The organism is Candidatus Bipolaricaulota bacterium, assembly GCA_021159055.1.
Taxonomy (GTDB): Bacteria; Bipolaricaulota; Bipolaricaulia; order UBA7950; family UBA9294; genus S016-54.
This window is the reverse complement of record JAGGSO010000030.1, coordinates 12,237-34,129: the sequence shown is the minus strand read 5'-3', so window position 1 is coordinate 34,129 and position 21,893 is coordinate 12,237. Positions and strand designations below refer to the sequence as shown.

The 21,893-nt window shown below is 62.0% G+C and carries 19 protein-coding genes; 8 read left to right on the top strand and 11 right to left on the bottom strand.

Annotated elements, in window-relative coordinates; translation table 11 throughout:
• Positions 1 to 5: 5 nt before the first annotated feature.
• On the bottom strand, positions 6 to 266 hold the full coding sequence (locus J7J55_01780) for a stage V sporulation protein S (GenBank protein ID MCD6141434.1): 261 nt from the start codon (positions 264 to 266) through the stop codon (positions 6 to 8).
• 169 nt (positions 267 to 435) lie between these two features.
• Here J7J55_01780 and J7J55_01775 point away from each other — a divergent pair, with 169 nt between their 5' ends.
• The 8 genes from J7J55_01775 to J7J55_01740 all read left to right on the top strand — a co-directional run bounded on the left by J7J55_01775 (position 436) and on the right by J7J55_01740 (position 11,131).
• Entirely contained in the window at positions 436 to 2,175 is a 1,740-nt protein-coding gene (locus J7J55_01775) for a hypothetical protein (GenBank protein ID MCD6141433.1), read from the top strand.
• Between the two features lie 124 nt (positions 2,176 to 2,299).
• Positions 2,300 to 3,082 (top strand): hypothetical protein, encoded by a 783-nt coding sequence (locus tag J7J55_01770; protein MCD6141432.1) that lies wholly within the window; start codon positions 2,300 to 2,302, stop codon positions 3,080 to 3,082.
• Between the two features lie 27 nt (positions 3,083 to 3,109).
• Complete coding sequence (locus tag J7J55_01765; GenBank protein MCD6141431.1) at positions 3,110 to 4,921, top strand: ABC transporter substrate-binding protein; 1,812 nt, start codon at positions 3,110 to 3,112, stop codon at positions 4,919 to 4,921.
• Positions 4,922 to 5,012: 91 nt separating this feature from the next.
• Complete coding sequence (locus J7J55_01760; protein MCD6141430.1) at positions 5,013 to 5,969, top strand: ABC transporter permease; 957 nt, start codon at positions 5,013 to 5,015, stop codon at positions 5,967 to 5,969.
• A gap of 18 nt (positions 5,970 to 5,987) precedes the next feature.
• Complete coding sequence (locus J7J55_01755; GenBank protein MCD6141429.1) at positions 5,988 to 7,109, top strand: ABC transporter permease; 1,122 nt, start codon at positions 5,988 to 5,990, stop codon at positions 7,107 to 7,109.
• Positions 7,110 to 7,164: 55 nt separating this feature from the next.
• Positions 7,165 to 9,567, top strand: a complete 2,403-nt coding sequence (gene gyrA / locus J7J55_01750) for a DNA gyrase subunit A (protein MCD6141428.1) — start codon at positions 7,165 to 7,167, stop codon at positions 9,565 to 9,567.
• Positions 9,568 to 9,578: 11 nt separating this feature from the next.
• Positions 9,579 to 10,769, top strand: coding sequence for a tyrosine--tRNA ligase (locus J7J55_01745; protein MCD6141427.1), 1,191 nt, complete (start codon positions 9,579 to 9,581; stop codon positions 10,767 to 10,769).
• The gene (locus J7J55_01740) at positions 10,766 to 11,131 is read left to right on the top strand and encodes a hypothetical protein (protein ID MCD6141426.1); all 366 of its coding nucleotides are present in this window, start codon (positions 10,766 to 10,768) and stop codon (positions 11,129 to 11,131) included. Before J7J55_01745 ends, J7J55_01740 begins: the two co-directional genes overlap by 4 nt.
• Here J7J55_01740 and J7J55_01735 read toward each other — a convergent pair.
• From J7J55_01735 to J7J55_01690, 10 genes are all read right to left on the bottom strand, one after another.
• Entirely contained in the window at positions 11,128 to 11,973 is an 846-nt protein-coding gene (locus tag J7J55_01735; GenBank protein ID MCD6141425.1) for a 4Fe-4S dicluster domain-containing protein, read from the bottom strand. The genes J7J55_01740 and J7J55_01735 overlap by 4 nt on opposite strands.
• Positions 11,973 to 12,548: an RnfABCDGE type electron transport complex subunit A gene (locus tag J7J55_01730; GenBank protein ID MCD6141424.1), complete on the bottom strand. Its 576-nt coding sequence runs from the start codon at positions 12,546 to 12,548 to the stop codon at positions 11,973 to 11,975. Before J7J55_01730 ends, J7J55_01735 begins: the two co-directional genes overlap by 1 nt.
• Positions 12,541 to 13,155, bottom strand: a complete 615-nt coding sequence (locus J7J55_01725) for an electron transport complex subunit E (protein MCD6141423.1) — start codon at positions 13,153 to 13,155, stop codon at positions 12,541 to 12,543. Before J7J55_01725 ends, J7J55_01730 begins: the two co-directional genes overlap by 8 nt.
• Positions 13,152 to 13,685 carry an RnfABCDGE type electron transport complex subunit G gene (locus J7J55_01720; protein ID MCD6141422.1) on the bottom strand — a complete coding sequence of 178 codons (534 nt, stop codon included), beginning with the start codon at positions 13,683 to 13,685 and terminating at the stop codon, positions 13,152 to 13,154. The genes J7J55_01725 and J7J55_01720 overlap by 4 nt, the downstream gene beginning before the upstream one ends.
• Positions 13,682 to 14,638, bottom strand: a complete 957-nt coding sequence (locus tag J7J55_01715; GenBank protein MCD6141421.1) for an RnfABCDGE type electron transport complex subunit D — start codon at positions 14,636 to 14,638, stop codon at positions 13,682 to 13,684. The genes J7J55_01720 and J7J55_01715 overlap by 4 nt, the downstream gene beginning before the upstream one ends.
• Positions 14,638 to 15,966 carry an electron transport complex subunit RsxC gene (gene rsxC, locus J7J55_01710; protein ID MCD6141420.1) on the bottom strand — a complete coding sequence of 443 codons (1,329 nt, stop codon included), beginning with the start codon at positions 15,964 to 15,966 and terminating at the stop codon, positions 14,638 to 14,640. The genes J7J55_01715 and rsxC overlap by 1 nt, the downstream gene beginning before the upstream one ends.
• 2 nt (positions 15,967 to 15,968) lie before the next feature.
• Positions 15,969 to 17,039, bottom strand: coding sequence for an FAD:protein FMN transferase (locus J7J55_01705; GenBank protein MCD6141419.1), 1,071 nt, complete (start codon positions 17,037 to 17,039; stop codon positions 15,969 to 15,971).
• Positions 17,040 to 17,108: 69 nt separating this feature from the next.
• The gene (locus J7J55_01700) at positions 17,109 to 17,732 is read right to left on the bottom strand and encodes a class I SAM-dependent methyltransferase (GenBank protein ID MCD6141418.1); all 624 of its coding nucleotides are present in this window, start codon (positions 17,730 to 17,732) and stop codon (positions 17,109 to 17,111) included.
• Positions 17,729 to 20,638, bottom strand: a complete 2,910-nt coding sequence (locus J7J55_01695; protein MCD6141417.1) for a PKD domain-containing protein — start codon at positions 20,636 to 20,638, stop codon at positions 17,729 to 17,731. Before J7J55_01695 ends, J7J55_01700 begins: the two co-directional genes overlap by 4 nt.
• Positions 20,639 to 20,726: 88 nt before the next feature.
• On the bottom strand, positions 20,727 to 21,875 hold the full coding sequence (locus J7J55_01690; GenBank protein ID MCD6141416.1) for a hypothetical protein: 1,149 nt from the start codon (positions 21,873 to 21,875) through the stop codon (positions 20,727 to 20,729).
• Positions 21,876 to 21,893: the final 18 nt, after the last annotated feature.

The following is a 21,893-nucleotide window of genomic DNA, read 5'->3' as shown; positions in this document are numbered from 1 at the left end:
ATAAGCTACTTTTCCACGATGAACCGGATCCCGGTCTTCTCCTCACCGGAGATCCTCAGCTCAACAAACCCGGGGACAACCTTGATCGGAGCGCCATCTCCTTTCTCCACGAGACGACGAGCGATTGCGATCGCTTTCACTGTCTGGTTAACCGCACCGGCGCCGATCGCGTGCAGTTCAACAACGCCGTCCTTCTCCAGTGCCCCGGCGATCGCCCCAGCGACCGAGTTTGGGTTTGAACGGGATGCGACTTTCAGGATCTCCATAGCGGCCTCCTACTTCACGTACGACGTGCATCAAACCCCGCGATGACTAGTATAGCAACGGGCTCCCCTCCTGTCAAAATTGCTCCCGGCATCCCTGTCCGATGTCCGGTATAATCACCGCAATATGCAAGAGCGCAAGGGATGGAAGAGGTTTTTTCGTAATCCAGTGATGGCGATGATCGGGGGGCTCCTCATTGGAGGATTGGGGATCGGGATCGCGATCGCGATACTCATCTATTTGGTCCAACCCGCCGCCACCCCTGAGCTCCAGGGCTTGGTGTGCTACCGGACTGAGGAGTTCAATCTGTGGTATCCCAAGGATTCGTCGATCAAGAGCGGTCACTCCGTCCTCGCCGCGGAGCTGGAGGAGGAGCTGCGTGACCTCATCGCCCTCCTTCACGTGGATCCGAAACTCATCCCCCAACCGATCGACGTCTTTGTCCATCCCGATATCTCTGATCTCCAGAGCTCGATCATGAAGAGAAAAGGTCCGAACGCCAGCTCGACCTATACTGCACCACTGGACCTGCTCGTGGGGGAGGACCCACGTCCCCGCCTCGCCGAGCTGGTCCTTGCGTTCGGGTGGGGAGACTGCCGATCCCAGATCCTGAAGACGGGGATGCGGATGTACGCAGCTGATCCGAACCGCAACTTCCACGCGGTCGTCGCCGGACTCCCCGACCGCCTCTTTCTCTCCATCCCTCAACTGATCCGGTTAGAGGAGAAAAACCGGTTTCCGCCTTCTTTGTACGATCAGTTCGACTCCCCCTACTCTCCCGCCGCGATCGTCTCCCTCGACGCGTTCAAGGGGATCTTCGATCTAAGGGTCGAGAACGAGACAGGCTCGATTCCGGCGCTCGAGTCGGCGTCGCTCGTTCAATTCCTCATTGAGGAGGAAGGGGGGATTACCGGGGTGAGACGCGCATGGGGAAAGGGGAGCACGGAGCGGCTGCTCGCCCGTATCACCCCGGAGTCGATTACCCATCTCAGTGAGGGGTGGCGTGAGGCGGCACTCGCCTCCGGAATGAAAGCCCCGGACTACCATCGTTGGCATTCCTATTACCTCCTCGCAAGCGGGGATCCGGGAAGAGCCTACGCAGAGGCGAGGAAGTATCTAGTCGGGTCTGCGGATCCGGCCGAGATCGCGATCGCGGTTAAGTGTGCAATCTCCATGGGGGACTTCGCCGCGGCGGAGCGGATCGCCGCGGGACTAACCGGCGAAGTTTACGCTGAGATGAAGCGATACCTCACTCTCTTCCACGGCTGGGCGACGGCCAGCAGCGGTACGATTCGAGTGCTCGCTCCAGATCGAGCTACAGCGCAGGAGAAGGTAAAAACGCTCCAGACAAGCTATCAGGAGGTAATCGGGGAACTCGCTCTCGCACCCGCTGAACTTCCCTCTCAGGTGACGGTGTTCCTCTATCCCGACCAAGCCACAAGGACTGCAGGAGAGACGGTTACCCCGCTCCCCCCGGAGGAGAGTGCCGCCTTTCACCTCCTCGTCGATGATGACGCTGTCTTTCAGCTCGCACGGACGATCCCGGCTTATGCGTTCCGGATGGATACCTACTCGAATCTGCTCCGTGACGGCCTCGCTGTTGCCCTCACTACAGAGACCGCGGACCTCGTCGCCCAAGGAAGACGGCTCCGTCAGGAGGGACGCTGGACTTCGTTGTACATCCTCGACTACGGAACGAGCGATCCGAATACTGTCAGAATCGAGGCGGGCCTGATGTTGAAGTACGTCCTCGATCATTTCGGTCCGAAGGCGATCCGGTCCATCTGGATCGGTACGTCCCCCCTCGGAGAAGACCTCTCGCTCGACTCCGCGATTCGGGAAGCGTGCGGGCTCTCCCGTGAAGAGCTCGACAAATCGGTGGGGGAGTGGATCGACTGTTTTTCTGATTGACATTCCGCCTCCACTCCTGGTATGATTAGGTGACTCTCCACTAGACTTTAGGAAGCCCGGAGGTGATGCGGCAACTTTGCAGTATCTTTTGGGACGGCTTCAACATCAAAAAGGAGGTACAAATATGAAACGTTTCGGCCTGCGAACGCTGGTCGCACTGTCTGGTGTGGTATTGCTCTTTTCACTCATTGCGGGAGCGTACACCACAGCGCAACTGGAGGACATCGCTTCCAACGAACTGATCCCAGAAATCAGCACGGCGGCAGGGATGGCTCTCGCCGATTCCTACGCCCAGAGCAAGACGGTAGCTGAACTTGAAGCCCTGGCGGCAAACGGCCGCACGATCGGTCTGCGCACCGCAGCGAGCAAGGCGCTCGAGATCCTCTATCGTGACAAGACCGAAGACGAGCTCATGGCGATCGCCGGTGGTGACCAACCGGAGATGATCCGGGCCGCGGCGGTGAACCCGCTTGTCACCTACCTGATCGCAAAGAAGGCGGACGAGCTGAAGGCGATGGCCGCCGACACAAGCAAGACCCATGAGGTACGGCTTGCAGCGGCACGTGCCTACTACTTCATCAGCCGTCGTAGCCTGAAGGCAGCCGACCTCGAAGAGCAAGCGGTCACCAACGACTCCGACGAGCTCGCCTACGCCGCTGGTGAGGTCTTGGCCGGGTTCTACCTCTCGTTCAACCCGAAGACCCAGGCGGAGCTGGAAGACCTCGCTCTGAACGGAGAGAGCGCCGGGCTGCGGATCGCCGGGGCGATCGCCCTGTCGAGCAAGCTGATCGAGTCCGACCTCACGGCTCAGGATCTGGAGAAGGTCCTCGTCGCCGGCCACGGCGTCAAGAGCGCAGAATACCTCTACGCCTACGAGGTGGCCCTGGCCAACCGGTACGGCAAGTAAGGGACCAAACAAAGGAGGTTACATATAATGAAAAGACTGGCATTGTTGGTAATTGGACTGGCACTCGTCCTCTCTGCCGGTGCGGTGGTGTTCGGGCAGGGGTACGCGACGATGCCGAAGGATGCGTTGATCGTTCCCCTCGGACAGGAGGGGACCCCGTACGCTGACCTGCAGCCTGGAGTCAGGGGCGGGACCCTCTACACCTCGACCATCTCCAACCCGAAGAAGTGGAACGCCGTCACCGCGCACGAGACGAGCACGACCGCTTATACGGACAAGATGTTCATGGGGTTGACCACAACCAACCCGATCAACGGCGCGATCGAGCCCGAGCTCGCCAAGTCGTGGGACATCTCTGAGGACGGGCTGACGATCACGTTCCACCTGCGCCAGGGGCTCAAGTGGTCTGACGGCGAGCCGTTCACTGCCGACGACGTTGTGTTCACGTTCAACGATCTCTACTTCAACGAGGACGTGGAGACCGACACCCGCGACATTCTCCAGCTTCCGGACGGCTCGTTCCCGAAGGTGGAGAAGGTGGACGACTACACCGTCAAGGTGACCATATCCATGGTCTTCCGCCCGATCCTGAACGCGATGGGCGTTTCGATCATGCCGAAGCACAAGCTTGCCCAGTACGTGCACAAGCTCAACCCGGACGTGCCGGCGGGTACGTTCAACGGCGTGTGGGGACTCGATACCGACCCCAAGGAGATCGTCGGCATGGGACCGTTCGTCCTGGACAGCTTCACCCCGGACCAGCAGGTCGTGATGGTCCGCAACCCTTACTACTACCACTACGATCCGAACGGGGTCCAGCTCCCTTACCTCGACAAGTGGGTCGACCTGGTGGTGGCGAGCCAGGACGTGTCGCTCCTCAAGTTCCGCAACGGTGAGATCTACGCGTTCGGCGCCCGCCCGAGCGACGTCCCGATCCTGAAGGCCGAAGAGGCCCAGAAGGGGTTCACCGTCCTGATCAAGGGCGCGACGTACGGAACCCTATGGGTCTCGTTTAACCTCGATACCCCGAACGAGAAGCTGAAGGGGCTGTTCCGCAAGCTCGCGTTCCGCCAGGCGATCGCGCATGCGATCGACAAGCAGACGGTCATCAACAACCTGTACAACGGTCTCGCGGCCCCGCAGTGGAGCCCGGTGAGCATGAACTCCCCGTTCTACGCGGGACGCGACTACTACGGTGGCCCGATCACTGAGAAGAACGCTGTGATCTATGACTATGACCTGGATAAAGCGGCGAAACTTCTGGATCAGATCGGGATCGTGGACAATGACGGAGACGGGATCCGCGAGTTCGAGGACGGTACCCCGGTCGAGTTCGAGCTCAACACGAACTCCGGTAACACACTGCGTGAAGGGTTCTGCCAGATCCTCGCCGACGACCTGAAGAAGATCGGGATCAAGGCCAACTTCAACCCAGTCGACTTCAACACCCTGGTCACCAAGCTCCTCGGGGGCCAGTACGAGGCGGTCGTCCTCGGGCTTACCGGCGGAGATGAGCCGAACAACGGTGCGAACGTGTATCGCTCCACCGGAGGGCTCCACTTCTGGCACTACTCGGCGGCCAAGGGCGATATCTTTGACTACGAGAAGCAGATCGACGAGCTGTTCGACAAGGGCGTCTCTACGTACGACAACGATGAGGCGTTCGAGTACTACAAGGAGTACCAGCAGCTCTTCGCGGAGAAGGACCTCGGGTTGATCTTCACCGTCAACCAGAAGTTCACCTACGCGTACTACAACTTCATCGGAAACGGTGAGGCGACTAACCCGCTGGCGACTCCGGGCGGTGGCCTGATCGACATCGTATACATAAAGAAGTAACAACGACCCAATCGCGGGGGCGCGGCAACGCGTCCCCGCATATTTCAGAAGGTTAACGATGATAAGTTATATTATACGACGAACTTTGTACATGATTCCGCTTCTTATCATCATCTCCCTGATCTCATTTGCCATCCTGCAGTTGATGCCGGGGGATTATCTCACCCGCTCCCGGCTCAACCCGGACATCACCCAGGAGACGTTCGACGAGATGGCGCACCGCTACGGCCTCGACAAGCCGTTCATCGTCCAGTGGTGGATCTGGTTCACGCGGATCATCCGCTACGGCGATTTCGGGACGTCGTTCGAGACGCGCCAGCCCGTCTTCTTCACTCTGTTCATGGGAGGGAGGCTATTCTGGACGCTGATCATCTCGGCAAGCACGATGCTTTTGACGTGGCTGGTTTCCATCCCGCTGGGGATATACTCCGCGACCCATCAGTACAAGGTGAGCGATCACACCTTGACCTTCTTCGGATTCCTGGGACTGTCGATCCCCAACTTCTTCTTCGCTCTCGTCGTGCTGTGGATGTTGGTTGCGGTGTTTCACGTCGGCCCCGACCTCGGAGTGGGTGGGCTGTTCAGCAACAAGTACATCGAGGCCCCGTGGTCGTGGAATAAATTCCTGAACCTGCTGTGGCACTTGTGGCCAGTCTGGCTTGTGGTCGGCACCTCGGGGATGGCTGGATTGATGCGCTACATGCGCGGGAGCCTCCTCGATACACTTAGGCTTCCCTACGTGCAGACGGCGCGGGCCAAGGGGTTGTCTGAGCGCGTCGTGATCTACAAGCATGCCGTCCGCAACGCGATCAACCCGCTCATCACCATGCTCGGGATGTCCCTTCCCAACCTCCTTTCGGGAACCTTGGTGACTGCCATTATCTTCAACCTGCCGACTGTGGAGCGAGCGTACTGGCAGTCGCTCAACGCCCAGGATCAATACGTAACGATGGGGGGACTGGTATTCTTCAGCTTCCTCCTCCTCGTCGGGAACCTCCTTGCCGATATCATGCTTGCCTGGGTCGATCCGCGCATCCGATACCAATGAAAATACGGAGGAACATAGATGGGATCTAAGGCCAAGAAGGAATCACAAGCCCGACCTTCGCAATGGGGATTGATCTGGCGGGGGTTTCGGAAGCACCGCCTCGGAAACATCGGGACGGGGATCATCCTCCTGTTCGTCCTGATGGCGATCGGGGCCCAGTTCATCGCTCCCTATCCCTATGCCAGGCAATTTCGCAGCTACCCGTTCGTCAGGCCGAGCACGCTCCATTTTCGCAGTGAATCAGGGTTTTCTCTGCGACCGTACGTGTACGCGCTCAAGCGGTCGTTCGATCCCGAGACCTATCAACCGCTTTTCACCGAGGACACATCCAAAAAATACTACATTCACTTCTTCGTCCACGGCGACACGTACCGGTTTCTGGGAATATTTAAGACCGACATTCATCTGTTCGGGGCACAGGCCAAGGACGGATCCACCGCTCCTGTATTCCTGTTCGGGACAGATCAGTTCGGTCGCGATCTGTTCTCCCGCACGATGGTCGGGTCATGGATATCCCTCGCCGTCGGGCCGTTAGTCATCATCTTCAGTATGCCATTTGCCATCCTGTTCGGGGGAATCTCCGGCTACTACGGCGGTTGGATAGATATGCTGATGCAGCGTGTATTCGAGGTGTTCATGGCGATCCCCGGCCTCCCGATCCTTCTCGCACTGGGGGCGGCTCTTGCCGGGATGGGGCTCCCGCCGGCACAGCAGTTCCTGGGGATCATCATCATCCTCTCGCTGATCGGCTGGGCCGGTGCGGCACGGGTCATCCGTGGGCAGATCCTGGCGATCCGCGAGATGGACTTCGTCACTGCGGCCAAGGCGGCTGGCTCCAACGACCTGCGGATCATTCTCCGTCACATTACTCCCAACATCACGAGCTATCTCGTGGTTGCGGCGACCCTGACCATCCCGGGGATGATCCTGACCGAGGCGACGCTCTCGTTCCTCGGGCTGGGGATCCACGAGCCGATGGCAAGCTGGGGCTCTCTTCTGAACGCAGCGAACAACATCTCCGGGATCGAGCAGCATCCGTGGCTTCTGATCCCTGGGGTGTTCATCGTTATCACCGTGCTCGCGTTCAACTTCATGGGGGATGCCATCCGCGACGCCGTCGATCCGTACAGCATCGTGTAGTATAATCTCCTGCGGAATGGAGCTTTCCTAAACAAGACAACAAGGAAGGACGATCATGGGACGGATTGAGAGGACGTTCATCGAAGAGGAGATGGAGCAGTCCTACATCAACTACGCGATGAGCGTGATCCGGGGTCGCGCCATCCCCGACGTGCGCGACGGCCTCAAACCGGTCCAACGTCGTATCCTGTACGGGATGCACGAGCTCGGCCTCACGCCGGGGAAGCCCCACAAGAAGTCGGCCCGCATTGTCGGCGAAGTAATGGGTAAGTTCCATCCCCACGGGGATGCCGCGATCTACGACACCATGGTGAACATGGCCCAGCCGTTCTCCTACCGCTACCCACTGGTGGACGGGCAAGGGAACTTCGGGTCGATCGACGGGGACGTACCCGCAGCGATGCGCTATACCGAGGCGCGGCTTGCTCCGATCGCGACCGAGTTCTTGGAGGAGCTCGGCGAGGAGACGGTCGAGTGGATGCCGAACTTCGACGACTCGCTCAAGGAGCCGGTCGTCCTCCCGGCCAAGGTCCCCAACCTTCTGATGAACGGAGCGTGGGGGATCTCGGTCGGGATGACGACCCAGATCCCACCACACAACCTGGGTGAGTTGATCGATGGGATCATCTACCTGATGGATCATCCCGAGGCCTCGGTGCGCGATCTGATGCAGTTCATCCCTGGCCCCGACTTCCCCACCGGGGGGATCATCATGGGACGGGCCGGGATCGAGGAGATGTACCGGACCGGGACCGGGAAGATCACCGTGCGGGGGAAGGCGACGATCGAGGACGATCGGATCATCATCTCGGAGATCCCTTATCAGGTGCGAAAATCCGCCTTGGTGGAGGCAATCGCGGCTAAGGTCCACTCCGGAGATATCGACGGGATCTCCGATTTGCGTGACGAGTCGGATCGCGAGGGACTCCGTGTGGTGGTTGAGCTCAAGCGCTCGGCAAACCCGAACGTCATCCTGAATCGCCTGTACAAGTACACACCGTTAGAGCGAACGTTCGCCGCGGTGTTTCTCGTCATCCTGGATGGAAATCCGCGCACCCTGTCGCTGAAGGAGATCCTGAACTCGTTCATCGACTTCCGCCGTGAGGTGGTGCGCCGTCGTACCGAGCACCGGCTCAAGGTGGCGCGTGCCCGCGCCCACATCCTTGAAGGGTACAGAAAGGCCCTTTCCAACATCGAGCGGGTGATCGAGCTTCTGCGCGCGGCCAAAGACAGCGCCACCGCGGCGGCGCATCTGAAGGAGGAGCTCGCCCTCTCCGACGAGCAGACCGATGCCATCCTCAAGATGAGGCTCTCCCAGCTGACCGGGCTGGAGCGGGAGAAGATCGACACCGAGTACAAAGAGAAGCTGGAGGAGATCAAAAGCTACGAGCGGATCCTCGGGAGCGAGGAGATCCTCGATGAGACGATCAAGCGCGAGCTAAGAGCTGTAGCCGATAAGTACGGGGACGAGCGTCGCACCCTGATCACCGACGAGGATGGCGAGGTCGATTTCACCAGCCTGATCCCGGACTACGACCTGATGGTCTCGGTCACCGCCCGCGGCTATGTCAACGCCCCGCGGGCGCACGAGTTCCGCAGCCAGGGGCGCGGCGGCAAGGGGGTGATCGGTCAGCGGACCAAGGAGGACGACTACATCTCCTGCTGCGCCCTGGCGAACGCGCGCGACGAGATCCTATTGTTCACGAATAAGCGCCGCGTCTACCGCACCCAGGGATACAAGCTCCCCTCCGGCAGGCGGGACTCGATCGGGAAGAACCTGCGTACCCTGATCGCGATGGAGCAGGACGAGAGGGTGCGGGCGATCCTCCCGGTCGCCGACTTCTCGGACGTGGAGGGACGATTCTGCCTGATGGCGACCGAGAACGGGATCGTCAACCGCAACCGCCTGCGCGACTACGCCAACGTCCACACGAACGGGATCATCGCGATAAACGCCGACGAGGATGATCACCTCGTCGACGTCGCCGCCACGACCGGAGACGGGGAGGTGATCCTCGCCACCCATCAGGGGAAGACGATCCGGTTCCGCGAGGACGAGGTGCGCCTGACCAAGCGACCGTCGCGTGGGGTGATCGGGATCCGGCTCGAGGAGGGTGATCGGGTGATCGGGATGGCTCCGGTCGAGCGGGACATCACGATGGACAAGAAGCTGCTGATGGTGACGGAGCGCGGCTACGGGAAGCGGGTATCGCTCGTCGATTTTCCGCTGCAGGGCCGGGGCGGCAAGGGGGTCCTCGGGATCAAGCTCGACCGTGACTCCGGGCCGCTCGTCTCGATCGGAATCGTCTCCGACCAGGACGAGATCATCATTACCACCGAGCAGAAGGTGATCCGCATCCTTGCTGGGGAGATCAACACCTACGGCCGCTACGCCCGCGGGGTGCGGCTGATCCAACTGGAGGAGGACGACCGCATCGTCTCGGTCGTACGAACATGAAAGACAAGCCGATGGACTACGAGAAGATTGTCGATGCCCTCGCCGCCGGGGCGGCGGACCTGATCCCGCGCGAGGAGCTGGTGGAGAAGCTCCGTCGGTCCGCTGAGACGGGCCAGCCACTGCGGGTGAAGCTCGGAATCGACCCCTCCGCTCCGCATCTCACGTTGGGACACTCAGTTCCACTCCGCAAGATGCGCCAGTTCCAAGACCTCGGACACATTGGGGTCCTCGTGGTGGGGGACTTCACCCGCCGCATCGGGGACCCATCCGGCCGCGCCTCGACCCGACCGCTGATGAGCGAGGCAGAGATCGCCCGCAACATGGCAACGTACAAGGAACAGGCGTTCAAGATCCTCGATCCGGAAAGGACCGAGGTCCGCTACAACTCCGAGTGGCTCGGCCGACTCACCTTCGCCGACGTGATCACCCTCACCTCCAAGTACACCGTCGCCCGCATGCTCGAGCGGGACGACTTTGCCAAGCGGTTCGCTGAGAACCGTCCGATCAGCATCCTCGAGTTCCTCTACCCGCTCGCCCAGGCGTACGACTCGGTGGCGATCGCGGCCGACGTCGAGCTCGGCGGGGCGGATCAGCTGTTCAACCTCCTCGTCGGCCGCGAGATCCAGCGCGAATACGGGCAGGAGCCGCAGGTGGTGCTGACAGTGCCGCTCCTCATCGGGACGGACGGAGTTCGGGCGATGAGCCAATCGGTGGGAAACTACGTCGGGATATCCGAGCCGCCGGCGGAGATGTTCGGGAAGCTGATGGCGATCCCGGACGAGTTGATCGAGGAGTATTTCTTCTATCTGACCGACGTCCCCGCGGAGGAGTACCGCGGACTTTCCCCCCGCGACGCGAAGCGGAAGCTGGCGTGGGAGATCGTGCGGATGTATCACGGCCGGGACGCGGCCGATGCAGCGCGGGACGAGTTCGATCGGATCCACATCCGCCATGAGCGGCCGAGCGAGGTCCCGCAGGTGGAGATCGATCGGGCCCTGGTGAAGGACGACGGGACGATCTGGATCGTCGATCTCCTCGCCGCCACCGGACTCGTGCGCAGCCGTGGCGAGGCGAAGCGGGTGATCTCCCAGGGTGGAGTGCGGATCGACGGGGAGAAGATAGCGTCGATCGACTACGACCTCCCGTTCTCCCCGCCGCACCTGATCCAGGTGGGGAAGCGGTCGTTCGTCGAGGCGATATGATCACCTATCTCCTGATCGGGGAGGGGCCGAGCCCGGAGGTAGCCGCCCGCGTCGCGGAGCAGTACAAGGATTGCCCGTACGTCCATTTCATCGCCGCATTCGGGACGATGCTCGTCGGCGTCTTCTACTTTCCCCCGGATCGGGATTGGTGGATAAAGCTCGTCGCCGAGGAGCCAACGTTAACCTTGGGCCTGCGCCGCGCCGCCGTCTACCAGACGGATCATCCGGCACACCCAGCGGAGTACGAATTACGAATCCCCGCGCAGAAGGGGAACATTGCTCCGTGTGGTTCCAACTGCATCGATTGTGAACGGTTCTCCGCCTGCGCTCATTGCCCGGCGACGAGCTACTTCACCGGTTAGGAACCCACCGCCGCGGTTTCCTCCTCTTCCGGCTCGGTGTAAGCGGCCGTCTTCTTGATGATCTTGCGCGGGCACTTCTCAATCGCGGTCGGGACCGGGGTTTGCGTGAACACCGGAAGGTCCTTCTTCTCATCCCAGCCGACCGCGCCGTTTGAGACCTTCTCGCAGATGTGGCAGTGGATGCAGCCATCAGGACAGCGCTTCCTTCCCGGGACATCGCGCAGCGACTGGTAGTTGCACCCGAGATACTGCGGGGTGTCACCGGGGACGAGCTCGATCAGCCCCTGCGGACAGGCGGCGACGCACTGCCCACAGCCGATGCACTTTTCCCAATCCACGAACGCCACCCGTCTCTCCGGATCGATCGAGATCGCCCCAGTGGGGCAGACCGCGACGCAGTCCCCGAACCCAAGGCAGGCGTAGGGGCATTCCTTGTATCCCGAGGCGACCTGGACCGCAGCGGCACAGGTGGTAACTCCGTGGTAGTCGGCGATTACCTCCGAGCGGCCGGTGCAGTGCACGACCGCCTTCTTTCCCACCTTCGTTTCGGCCTTCAGCCCCAGGTACTCCTCCAGGCGCTTCATCCCCTCCTTGTCCTGGGATAGGGTCGGGCACGGATTCTTGACGAACACTTGCTTGTCCTTCGCCACCGCCTGGGCGTAGGCAAAGCAGCCGGGATAGCCGCACGCCCCACAATCCGCTCCCGGGAGGAACTCCTTTATCCGGGCCGCCTCCTCGAGCGTCTTGTCTTCCTTGGGGAGGAGGCGGTTGGCGAGGAAGATGGCGAGCCCCATGGCGAACCCAACGACGGTGAGGAGGACTACTGCTATCGCCTGGCTCATCAGATCATCCCCTTGAACGCGAGGAACGCAAGCCCGAGGAGCATCGCGGTGATGAACGCGATCGGGGAGCCCCGAAACGCCCGCGGAGTGTCGGCGTACTCCAGCCGCTCCCTGATCCCGGACATGATCAACAGCACGAGCAGGAAACCGGATCCCGCGCCGAGTGCCGCCACGAGCGCCTCCCAGAACGTGTAGGACTGATCGACGTTGATGAACGTGATCCCCAGCACCGCACAGTTGGTGGTGATGAGGGGGAGATAGATCCCAAGGGCGTTGTACAGGGTCAGGTTTGTCCGCTTGATCGCCATCTCGATGATCTGGACGAGGGACGCGATCACCAGGATGAAGATGACGGTCTTCATCACCTCCACCCCATACGGCACGAGGAGGTAGTAATAGATCGGCCAGGTGACGGCGGAGGCGACGAGCATCACCAGGGTAACAGCGATCCCCATGCTGACCGCACTCTTCGTCTTCTTGGATACCCCGAAGAACGGGCACAGCCCGAGGAACTTCACGAGGACCATGTTGTTCACCAGGGCCATCCCGAAGAATATCGCGATCAGTCTATTCATACTTGCTCACCCCCAACTGGCGGAACAGCGCGAGGAGGAGGCCGATCACGAGGAACGCCCCCATCGGGAACAGGAATATCGCCGCCGGGTTCTGATCGAGGCCAGGGATCGAGAACAGCTTAAACCCGAACAGCTCGAGTTTCCCGGTTCCAAGAAGCTCACGGATGAAGGAGATGAGGAAGATCGCCACCCCGAACCCGATTCCGATCCCGAGCCCGTCGGCGATCGAATCGAGGATCCCGTTCCGCCGCGCAAACGCCTCCGCCCGTCCGAGGATGATGCAGTTGACCACGATGAGGGGGATGTAGATCCCGAGCGATTTGCTCAGGGCGGGCATGAACCCCTGCATCATCAGGTCGACCACGCTCACCAGGGTGGCGATGATGACGATGAACACCGGGATCCGCACCCGATCAGGGACGTAGTTCCTGATCGCCGACACGATGATGTTGGACAAAACGAGGACGACCACGAACGCCGCCGTCATCCCGACCGCGTTGTCGAGCGAGGTGCTGACGGCAAGGGTCGGGCACAACCCGAGCATGAGGATGAACGTCGGGTTGGATTTTACAATCCCCTTGGTGAGATTCTTCCAAAACGAACTCATCCTGTCCCCCCTTTCCCGAGGCGCTGCTCGATCGCGTTCCGTACTCCTTTCACCACCGCGGTCGAGCTGATCGTCGCCCCGGTGATCGCATCGATCTTTCCCCCGTTGCGGGCGAGCTTGACCTGATCGACGCTGACTCCGCTGAACTGGTCGAGGAACGAGGCCTCCACGATCTTCGCCCCCAGCCCCGGGGTCTCCTGCTGGGAGATGATCCTGATCCCCTGCAGGGTCTTATTGTCCGGCTTGAGCCCGATCAGGATATCGATCGGGCCGCCGTACCCGCGCCCCACAGCGGTGAATGCGTATCCGATCGTCGTCTTGTCGGCGAGGATCGTGTACGTCCCGGTCTTGTCGTCGTAGGTGAACGAATCCATGTTCGGGAACAGGGCCGAGAGCATCTCCGCCACCGCCTGCTTCTTTGCGAGGGCGATCTTGTCGCGGGTGATCGAGTTGGTAAGGGTGAGCACGACAACCGCGACCAAGACGACGAAGGTGAGGAACAAAACCGGGTATGCTTCACTCTTCCTCATCCCGTCTCCTTTCGCTTCTTGACCAGTCCGTATGGCCGCGGACGGACGTGGCGATCGATCAGTGGGGTGATTGCGTTCATCAACAGGATCGAATAGCAGACCCCTTCCGGCATCGTCCCCCAACGACGGATGACCACCACCAGGATCCCGGCCCCGATCGCGAAGATGACCTTGCCCCGGGTGGTGACCGGGGTGGTGACGTAGTCGGTCGCCATGAAGAACGCGCCGAGGAACAATCCCCCGGCGAGGATCTGGAACAACGGATCCTCACCCAGGGCCCAGCTGAGCAGGGCCACGGTGCCGATGTAGAAGAACGGAACCTGCCAGCGGATCAACCCGAACGCGATCAGGATCAACCCTCCGATCAAGATGAGCATCGCCGAGGTCTCCCCCGTGCTCCCGGCGACGTTCCCGATGAACAGCGCCTTGTACATCGCCCACCGGGACAGGTTGGTGGTGAAGCTCTCGCTCAGCGGGGTGGCGGTCGTCACCCCGTCGGCGAGGAAGGAATGAACCGGCGCGATCCAGTTGGTCAACGCCCCGGCGAACGAGACGGTAGCGAACGCCCGTCCGGCGAGGGCGGGGTTGAACACGTTGTGTCCCAGCCCGCCGAACGCCTCCTTGGCGATCCAGATGCTGAACGCGGTACCCACGATCACGACCCACAGCGGGGTGCGCGGCGGCATCACCAGGACGAACAGGATCGCGGTAACGACCGCGCTCCCGTCCATCCGGAACGGGCGTCGCCGCATCCACTTGGCGACGTACTCGGCGAGGATGGCGGTGGCGATCGCGGTGACGAGCATCAGGATCACGTACGCACCGAAGAAGTAGACCGCCCCGGCGGTGGGGAAGAGGAGGGCGAGGACGACGATGTACATGTCGCGCGTGATCGACGCCGGTCCGTGCAGGTGCGGCGCCGGAGTTATCGTGAGCTTTCTATCGTTTTCCATTACTTCACCCCTGCCTTGCGCAGCTCCGCCTTTCCTGACTTGATGTAGGATACGATCGGGATGTTGGCCGGACAATTGTACGCGCACGACCCGCACTCCACACAGTCGAGGATGTGGTAGGCGGGCAGCTCTTCGAACTGCTTCTGTTTCACGATGTTCACGAATTGAAGCGGCATCAGCCCCATCGGACACGCGTCCACGCACCTGCCGCAGCGGACGCAGTCACGCTCAGGCCGGACCTCGCTCTCCTTGACCAGGACGCAGTTCGTCCCCTTGATCACCGGGGTGTCGAACGTCGGCTGGGCGATCCCCATCATCGGCCCTCCGAATATGAGCTCGTCCGCTCCCTCCTGCACCCCGCCGCACTGCTCGATCAGCCCCGCCGCCGGAGTCCCGAACCGGGCGAGGAGGTTCCGCGGGGTCTGGACCAGCCCGGTGACGGTGACTACGCGCTCCACGAGCGGCTTTCCCACCACGACTGCATCATGGATGGCAGCCAGCGTGGCGACGTTCTGCACCAGCGCCCCCACGTCCATCGGAAGCCCTCCCTCCGGGACCTCGCTTCCGAGGAGCGTCTTCACCAGCGTCTTCTCCGCTCCCATCGGGTATCGGGCCGGGACCGGAGTCACGCGCACCTCCCCCGGGAGACTGGCGCGGGAGAGGGCGTCCCGCATCCGCGAGATCGCCTCCGGTTTATTCCTCTCGATCGCCACGAACGCCCGGGTCACCCCGAGGATCCGCATCACGATCCGCAGTCCGCTCAAGATCCGATCGGGGTGCTCCCGCATCAGCCGGTCGTCGGCGGTGATGTACGGCTCGCACTCCGCCCCGTTCACGATCACGGTATGGATCGGCTTCTCCGGGGGAGGGGAGAGCTTGACGTGGGTGGGGAAGGTCGCCCCGCCGAGCCCGACGATCCCTGCATCCTTGATCCTCGCCTTCATCTCGTCCGGGGACATGGACTCAGGGTCGCCGGGCGTGAGCTCGACCCACTCGTCCTTCCCGTCCGCCGCGATCACCACCCCGGGGACGGGCTTTCCGGTCACCGGGCTCGGGACTGGGAGGACGTTCTTCACCGTTCCCGATACGGTGGCGTGCACCGGGGCGGAGACGAACCCACCTGCCTCTCCGATCAATTGCCCGACCTTGACCTCATCCCCCCGTTTCACCAGCGCCTTCGCCGGTGCGCCGATGTGCTGCTGCAGCGGGAGGGTCACCAGCTCAGGGAGTTCGGCCTGCTCGATCGGGCAGTCCGCGGAGAGCTTCCGGTACGGAGGATGAACCCCGGCGTGCCGCTTCAAACCGAGAAGTTCCAAGATCTCGTTCATATCTAGTCCTTCGCTTCCATGTACTTTTCCAACCCCGCCGTGCGGTGAAGCTCACGGGGGTTATCGTACCCGATGATAAGCCCTTCCGCCTCGGGAAGGGAATCGAGGAGAGCGATTCCGTCTTTCGGTCCGAGGACGAACGTCGCCGTGGCAAGGGCATCGGCCTCCATGCAGTTCGGAGCGATCACCGTGGCGCTCGACGAGCGGTGGGCGGAGTAGCCGGTGCGGGGGTCCATGATATGCCCCACCTCCGCGGCCGGGTCGAAGTAACGCTCGTAGTTCCCCGAGGTGGCGACCGCCCCAGCGGAGATCACGAACCGGGCGAGCATATCCTCGGCTCGCTGCGGGTTGCGCAGCGCGATCTCCCATCCCGACCCATCCGGCTTTCCCCCGTACACTCCGATGTCCCCGCCGGCGTTTATCATCGCGTGGGCGATCCCGGCGGTGCGAAGGGCGGCGAGACCCTGATCGACCGCGTATCCCTTGGCGATTCCCCCGAGGGTGATCTTCGCCCCTGGAGCAAGGGAGATGATCCGGTGCGACCCTGTCTGGGTGAGGGTGAGCTTGTCCGGGCCGACATGCACGAGGGCCGCAGCGATGCGGGCGTCGCGGGTGGCGGGATCGACCTCCCACAGGTGTTTACCGTCGGCGTCCGGGTTCTTCCACAGCTCGAGGAGCGGTTCCACCGTGATGTCGAACGCTCCCCGGCTGAGCCGGGCATAGCGCTGTGCCGCGCTAATCACTGTCCACAGATCGGAGGAAGGATCCACCAGCTTCCCTTCTTCGTTTAATCGGGATGCTTCGGCGTTCGGATCGAAATTGGACGTGGCGTGTACGACCTCCTCCATCCGGGAGAAGGCGGACTCGATCGCCTGTTTGGCTTCCCCCATGTCCTGGGAGTACACCGTCACCGTCACCCATGTGTCCATCAGCGAGCGACGATCGGAGAGCTCGACCCAGGGGGATCGGAAGAAGACACGGTCCGCGGCGATCGCCGCGGCGAGGGCAAAAACAATCACCACCAACAGGTATCTGTGGTAGTGCGGTCTCTCCTCCTGCGTGTGCTTCGACACTCAATCTCCCTTCGTGAGGCGTAAGATCAAGGCTAGCACTGAATGATGTTAACGAAACGCCCGGATTTTTCAAGCCGCGCGCTTTGGCACACGCGCCACGAGGATCGTCACTCCACCGCCGAAGATTGAAACCCGCCGTCCGATCGAGGGGAGGAGCGGCTCGAGCCGGACGATCCCCCCCGCGCGCACGAACTTGCGGAAGTTGCGGAAGTGCTCCTCCCCCACAACTCGCTCGATCGCGTTGATCAGCCACCATTCCGGGCGCGGCCGGCGGGGCGGGGAGTACTCGGCGACGATCACCGCCCCGCCAGGACGGGTGACCCGGACCGCTTCGGCCACCATCCGGTCCTGTTCGGAGAACGGGTGCTCGTGCAGGCACAGGCTGAGGATCGTTCCGGGGAACGTGCCGTCGGGGAACGGGAGCTCGAGGGCCGAGCCGATCAGATATTCGATCTCCGGTGGGCTGATCCGCCGCGCAGCGGCGATCATCTCCGGAGCGAGGTCGATCCCGGTCGATCTGATCCCCGCGGAGTGCAGGCTCCGACACTGCGCCCCGGTGGCGCACGCGATGTCCAGTGCAGCAGTCACCCCTTCCGCGATGCACAGTGCGGTGATCCTCTCCCGTAGCTTTCGCAGCAGCGGGTCGATCAGGAGCGAGTAGAGCCGGGCGCTCGCCCGACCGTAGCGGCTCACTTGACCGTCACCGTATCAGTGAGGGAATCATTATTCCCGTCGTTGTCGGTGACGGTGAGGGTAACGTCGTAATCTCCCGGCTGGGCGAATGTGTGGGTCACAGTGACCCCGGTTGCATCGGGCTCCCCATCACCATCGAAGTCCCACGCATAGGAGACGATCTTTCCGTCGAAGTCGAACGCGTCGGAGGCGTCGAACGTGACCGGCTCCCCGGCCCGGGGAGAATCCGGGGAGTAGGTGAAGTCGGCCGTTGGAGGCTGGAACGTGATCACCACCTGCTTCGGCTTGATGTATCCCCCGATCATGACCTGCTCGCTTGTCGCGGGGGAGACGTCGATGGTGATCTCCTTGTCCGTGGTGAACTCGAACCGGGGCGGGAGGGTAGAGTCGTCGACGGACAGGGTGTAGGTCCCGGGAACGAGCCCGGTGAACGAGAAGCTCCCGTCGACCTCGGTGTAGGTCTCCTTCGTCCCGTCCGGGCCGGAGATGGTGATCCGCACCTGGCCGAACCCGCCCTCGCCGGGATCGAGGGTTCCGTTCTTGTTCTCATCGTTGAACAGCTTCCCGGAGAGGTGAGCGACCGGGGTGAGAGGAATGTCAAACCACACCGTTCTCCCCGGCTGGAGATCGACTTGCAGCGGGATGTCCGCGGCCGCGGCGTCGGCCGGGAGGTGGCTCACCTTCAGGGTGTAGCGCCCCGGACCGACCGGCGGGAAGCGGAAGTGACCGCTCGCATCGGTGGAGACCTCGGCGGAATCGCTCGTCACGATCGCGCCGGCGACCGGCCGGTCACCCGCATCGTAGCTCCCGTCTCCGTCGGTGTCGATGAACACGCGTCCCTCTATCCTCCCCTTGGTGACGAGGAACGGGACCGGGAGGTCGAAGTTCCAATAGATCTGCACGCTCCAGCTGAAGCTCGGCGGGGCGGCATCCCCCCTGTCCCAGCTCGCCCTTCCTCCCAGGCGGAGTTCGAGGCCGTCGAGGATCTCGATATCTCCGCTCAGGGAGAGGTCGAAGTCGTCCTCGGTGTTGGAGATGCTCAGGTTCACCGAATGGGGAGAGTTCTCGATGTCGAGGTCGATGGAGACGTCGTTCGTGGTGGAGAGGGTCGATCCATCATTCAGGTCGATCGCCCGCTCCTGGGTGAGGTCGAGGTAGATCTCGAACGCATCGGTGGACAGGCCGATCCCCTCGTCGAACGTGAGGGTGCGATAACCGGTCCCAGCGGCGTTATCGACCCGATCGCGCACCTTGCCAGAGAAGGAATAGGGGAACGGGGCGTCGCGGTCGCTGATCCCGATGGATACGAGACGATCGACCTCGTTCTCTGCCGTCAGGTCCGGGGCCCGGTCCCAGGTGAACTCCGTAGTGGCGGTGATCCGTGGTCCATTCTCGATCGGGATCACTTCGACGTTCAGCCCGAGCTCATCGGTGATCGTCGTCTGAACGAGGGGATCTCCGACCACGTTGTTCCATCCGTGCCGGAACGATGCCCCGAGGGAGAAGTCGTCCGTGCGCAGCCGCTGGGAGAGGGAGATTCCGGCCTGATCGCTCCTGTTGCCGGGGAAGTAGGTTCCGACCGAGAACGCCTCCCCGCTCAGGAAGTAGGGGGTGGTATCGATCTGCGTGCGGAAGTAGAACGCGCGGCTGGTGAGCGTCCCATCGAGCCCGAGGGCCCCTTCGAGTCGGAGCTTCCAGCCGTCGAGCGGCTCCGCCGCCGCGGTCAGGCTCCACGCCGCGGACCGATTTGTGGCGTCACGGTCGTCCATGTAATCGATCCCGAGGTTCGCTGCGTCCGGGCCGAGGGAGATCCTCCCCCCGAACCGCGTCTCTCCGCTCTCCGTTCCTCCCCCGATCAGGTAGATATCGTAAGTGTCGGCCTCGATCGCGATTTTCCCTCCCCGGCAGTAGACGCTGAGGAGATCGGTGAGGCGCTGAGAGGTGTCCCCGATCGCGTAGGTGGCCGGAGTCTTCCGGTACTGCATGGTGAACGAGCTCACCTCGATCGGGTCCGGACCGAAGAGCGGGGAGAGGTGGAGGGTCGAAGAAAAGTAACCGTCGTACACCCCACCAGCGAGGGAGAAGTAGAAGTCGCTGTCGAGGTCATTGTCGAACAGGTCGTATTTGAGCGAAAGCCGAGTCCTCCCTGTCAATACGTCGAGGAGCGTCCCTCCCACCGCCTGCGGCGGCGGGGGGAGGACCGTGGTGAACCAGACAGCCTGATCGGATACACCGGGGTAGAGGGTGGACGCAACCCGCACAGTGAGAGGATCGCGACCTGGGGATGCATCCAAGGGGATGCTCACCGTCACCGTCACCTCCCGTTTCTCCTGCGGGGAGAGGCTGATCTCCTCGTCCGACAACTGCACCGGGAATCCCTGGGCGGAGTTCGCCTCTATCTTGAACGTGTCCTGAGCGTTCCCCCGATTCACCACCGTGAACGAATACACGACCTTGCCCCCTGGGGGAGCGCTCTTCCCCACCGGTGGAATGAGTTCGACCTTGTTCACCGGCTGCACCCGCACCGTTGCGATGGCGCTCGCCACTACGCTCGAATCACTCTGGGAGACAGCTGTAAGCCCGACCGAGTAATCCCCGGCCGCCGCTCCCGGAGGTACGGTTATCGTCAAGAAGATCGTTCCCTCCTCGCCGGCGTCGAGGGTGAGGCTCTCCGGGGCTCCGAGTAGCCCCCAGCCGCTCGGGGCGGTGTAGGTAAGGGCGAACGTGTCGGAAGTGCTTTCCTGGTTGGTGATGGAGAAGACGTGGGTGACGAACTCTCCCGGGCCGACCTCCTTGATTCCGGAGAGGACACTCACCTCCACGCCGGCGGCGAACGCAGCAAGATTCACTGCACCGACTGCTGCCGCCACGATGAACAGGAATACCCCCATCTTCCCCGGTTTCATGGTTCAACGTTACCAACAGTCACGGGTGCAGGAAAGGACCGGGAAAATAGCCGCAGCGGACCTTTGTCGCCTTCCCGAGTGATTCCGGTTACTTCACCCGGAAATCGCGCGTCCCGCCGACCGGGTTCTCCCCGCCGTAGTCGAGCATCACCAGCGCACGATAGATCCCAGGGGGGAGTGGATCAGATGATGGATCCTTCACTGTTATCGTCTGTACCGCTCCCGGGAGGACGGGAAACTCCTCCACCGCGATCGTCCGCACCGTCTCCCCGGATTGGGAGATGATGGTCACAGTCCCGGTGGGCCGAAGCTGCACGTTCCCCGTGTTCGCGAACGTTATCTTGAAGGTGAGGGGATTGAGAGACACCTTTCTCACCCGTATCACCCGTCCCTCCCGCACCTCGGTTCCGGTTATCGTGACGTAAACCTTCACTCCGAACCGCTCCACTGCCAGTACGGTCGCCCCTTCCCGCTCCACCTGATGCGGAGAGCCCTCGATCAGGATCGCTCCCCAGTAGGTGCCGTCCACGCCGGTGGCCGGAACGTTCACGGTGAACGTTACCTCCTGCGTCGCTCCCGGGGCGAGGGTGAACTTCCTGGGAGCGACGGTGATCCAATCGCTGGCGGAACGGGAGACGGTGACGAATTCCCCCCCGGCGTTCTCTACGGCGTGGACCGTCACGTGGGACGAAAAGACCTCGTCGATCCGCAGCCCAACGAAGTCCGTCAAGGCATCGATTTGCAGCCGCACTTCGAACCCGCCGTCCGTGTCCGGCGTGATCGTGCGGATGATCCGTACCGGAACAGCTCCGGTCGTGGGAGATGCGGATTCGGCAGGATTGGCGAAATTATCCGGTCCTTCAATCTTCCCCCGACCGGTCGGGCTCCCGATGGTGTAAGTGCCGGTCACCGTCACATTGGAGGACGGGGGCAAGACGTGGTACACAAGCTCCAACCGTTCACCAGCGGTAAAGCTTCGCAGGAACAGCCACCGCGCGTCGTTCGGGGGGAAAAAGTCCGTCTCTCCGGTTGCGGTGCGGACCCAGTCGTTCAGGTAGACCGTGATCTCCTGTGAGCGTGATTCGTCGTTGATGATCAGAAACGTCTGGCTCGTTGAGCCGCCCGGAGAGAGGTGCAGATCGAACTCGATCTGGGATATTTGCAAGGAGCACCCAAGTAGTGAGATAAAAACCAGAATTATGGTAAAGATTCCGCTGACAAAGATCGCTCGGCGCATCCGTTCCTCCTCATAGTC

Coding starts and splice junctions, on each gene's coding strand:
- J7J55_01730 (MCD6141424.1), bottom strand. CDS start 12,548: ATGAATAGACTGATCGCGATATTCTTCGGGATGGCCCTGGTGAACAAC.
- J7J55_01695 (MCD6141417.1), bottom strand. CDS start 20,638: ATGAAACCGGGGAAGATGGGGGTATTCCTGTTCATCGTGGCGGCAGCA.
- J7J55_01725 (MCD6141423.1), bottom strand. CDS start 13,155: ATGAGTTCGTTTTGGAAGAATCTCACCAAGGGGATTGTAAAATCCAAC.
- J7J55_01745 (MCD6141427.1), top strand. CDS start 9,579: ATGGACTACGAGAAGATTGTCGATGCCCTCGCCGCCGGGGCGGCGGAC.
- J7J55_01690 (MCD6141416.1), bottom strand. CDS start 21,875: ATGCGCCGAGCGATCTTTGTCAGCGGAATCTTTACCATAATTCTGGTT.
- J7J55_01715 (MCD6141421.1), bottom strand. CDS start 14,638: ATGGAAAACGATAGAAAGCTCACGATAACTCCGGCGCCGCACCTGCAC.
- J7J55_01775 (MCD6141433.1), top strand. CDS start 436: ATGGCGATGATCGGGGGGCTCCTCATTGGAGGATTGGGGATCGGGATC.
- J7J55_01755 (MCD6141429.1), top strand. CDS start 5,988: ATGGGATCTAAGGCCAAGAAGGAATCACAAGCCCGACCTTCGCAATGG.
- gyrA (MCD6141428.1), top strand. CDS start 7,165: ATGGGACGGATTGAGAGGACGTTCATCGAAGAGGAGATGGAGCAGTCC.
- J7J55_01740 (MCD6141426.1), top strand. CDS start 10,766: ATGATCACCTATCTCCTGATCGGGGAGGGGCCGAGCCCGGAGGTAGCC.
- J7J55_01765 (MCD6141431.1), top strand. CDS start 3,110: ATGAAAAGACTGGCATTGTTGGTAATTGGACTGGCACTCGTCCTCTCT.
- J7J55_01720 (MCD6141422.1), bottom strand. CDS start 13,685: ATGAGGAAGAGTGAAGCATACCCGGTTTTGTTCCTCACCTTCGTCGTC.
- J7J55_01780 (MCD6141434.1), bottom strand. CDS start 266: ATGGAGATCCTGAAAGTCGCATCCCGTTCAAACCCAAACTCGGTCGCT.
- J7J55_01760 (MCD6141430.1), top strand. CDS start 5,013: ATGATTCCGCTTCTTATCATCATCTCCCTGATCTCATTTGCCATCCTG.
- J7J55_01735 (MCD6141425.1), bottom strand. CDS start 11,973: ATGAGCCAGGCGATAGCAGTAGTCCTCCTCACCGTCGTTGGGTTCGCC.
- rsxC (MCD6141420.1), bottom strand. CDS start 15,966: ATGAACGAGATCTTGGAACTTCTCGGTTTGAAGCGGCACGCCGGGGTT.
- J7J55_01770 (MCD6141432.1), top strand. CDS start 2,300: ATGAAACGTTTCGGCCTGCGAACGCTGGTCGCACTGTCTGGTGTGGTA.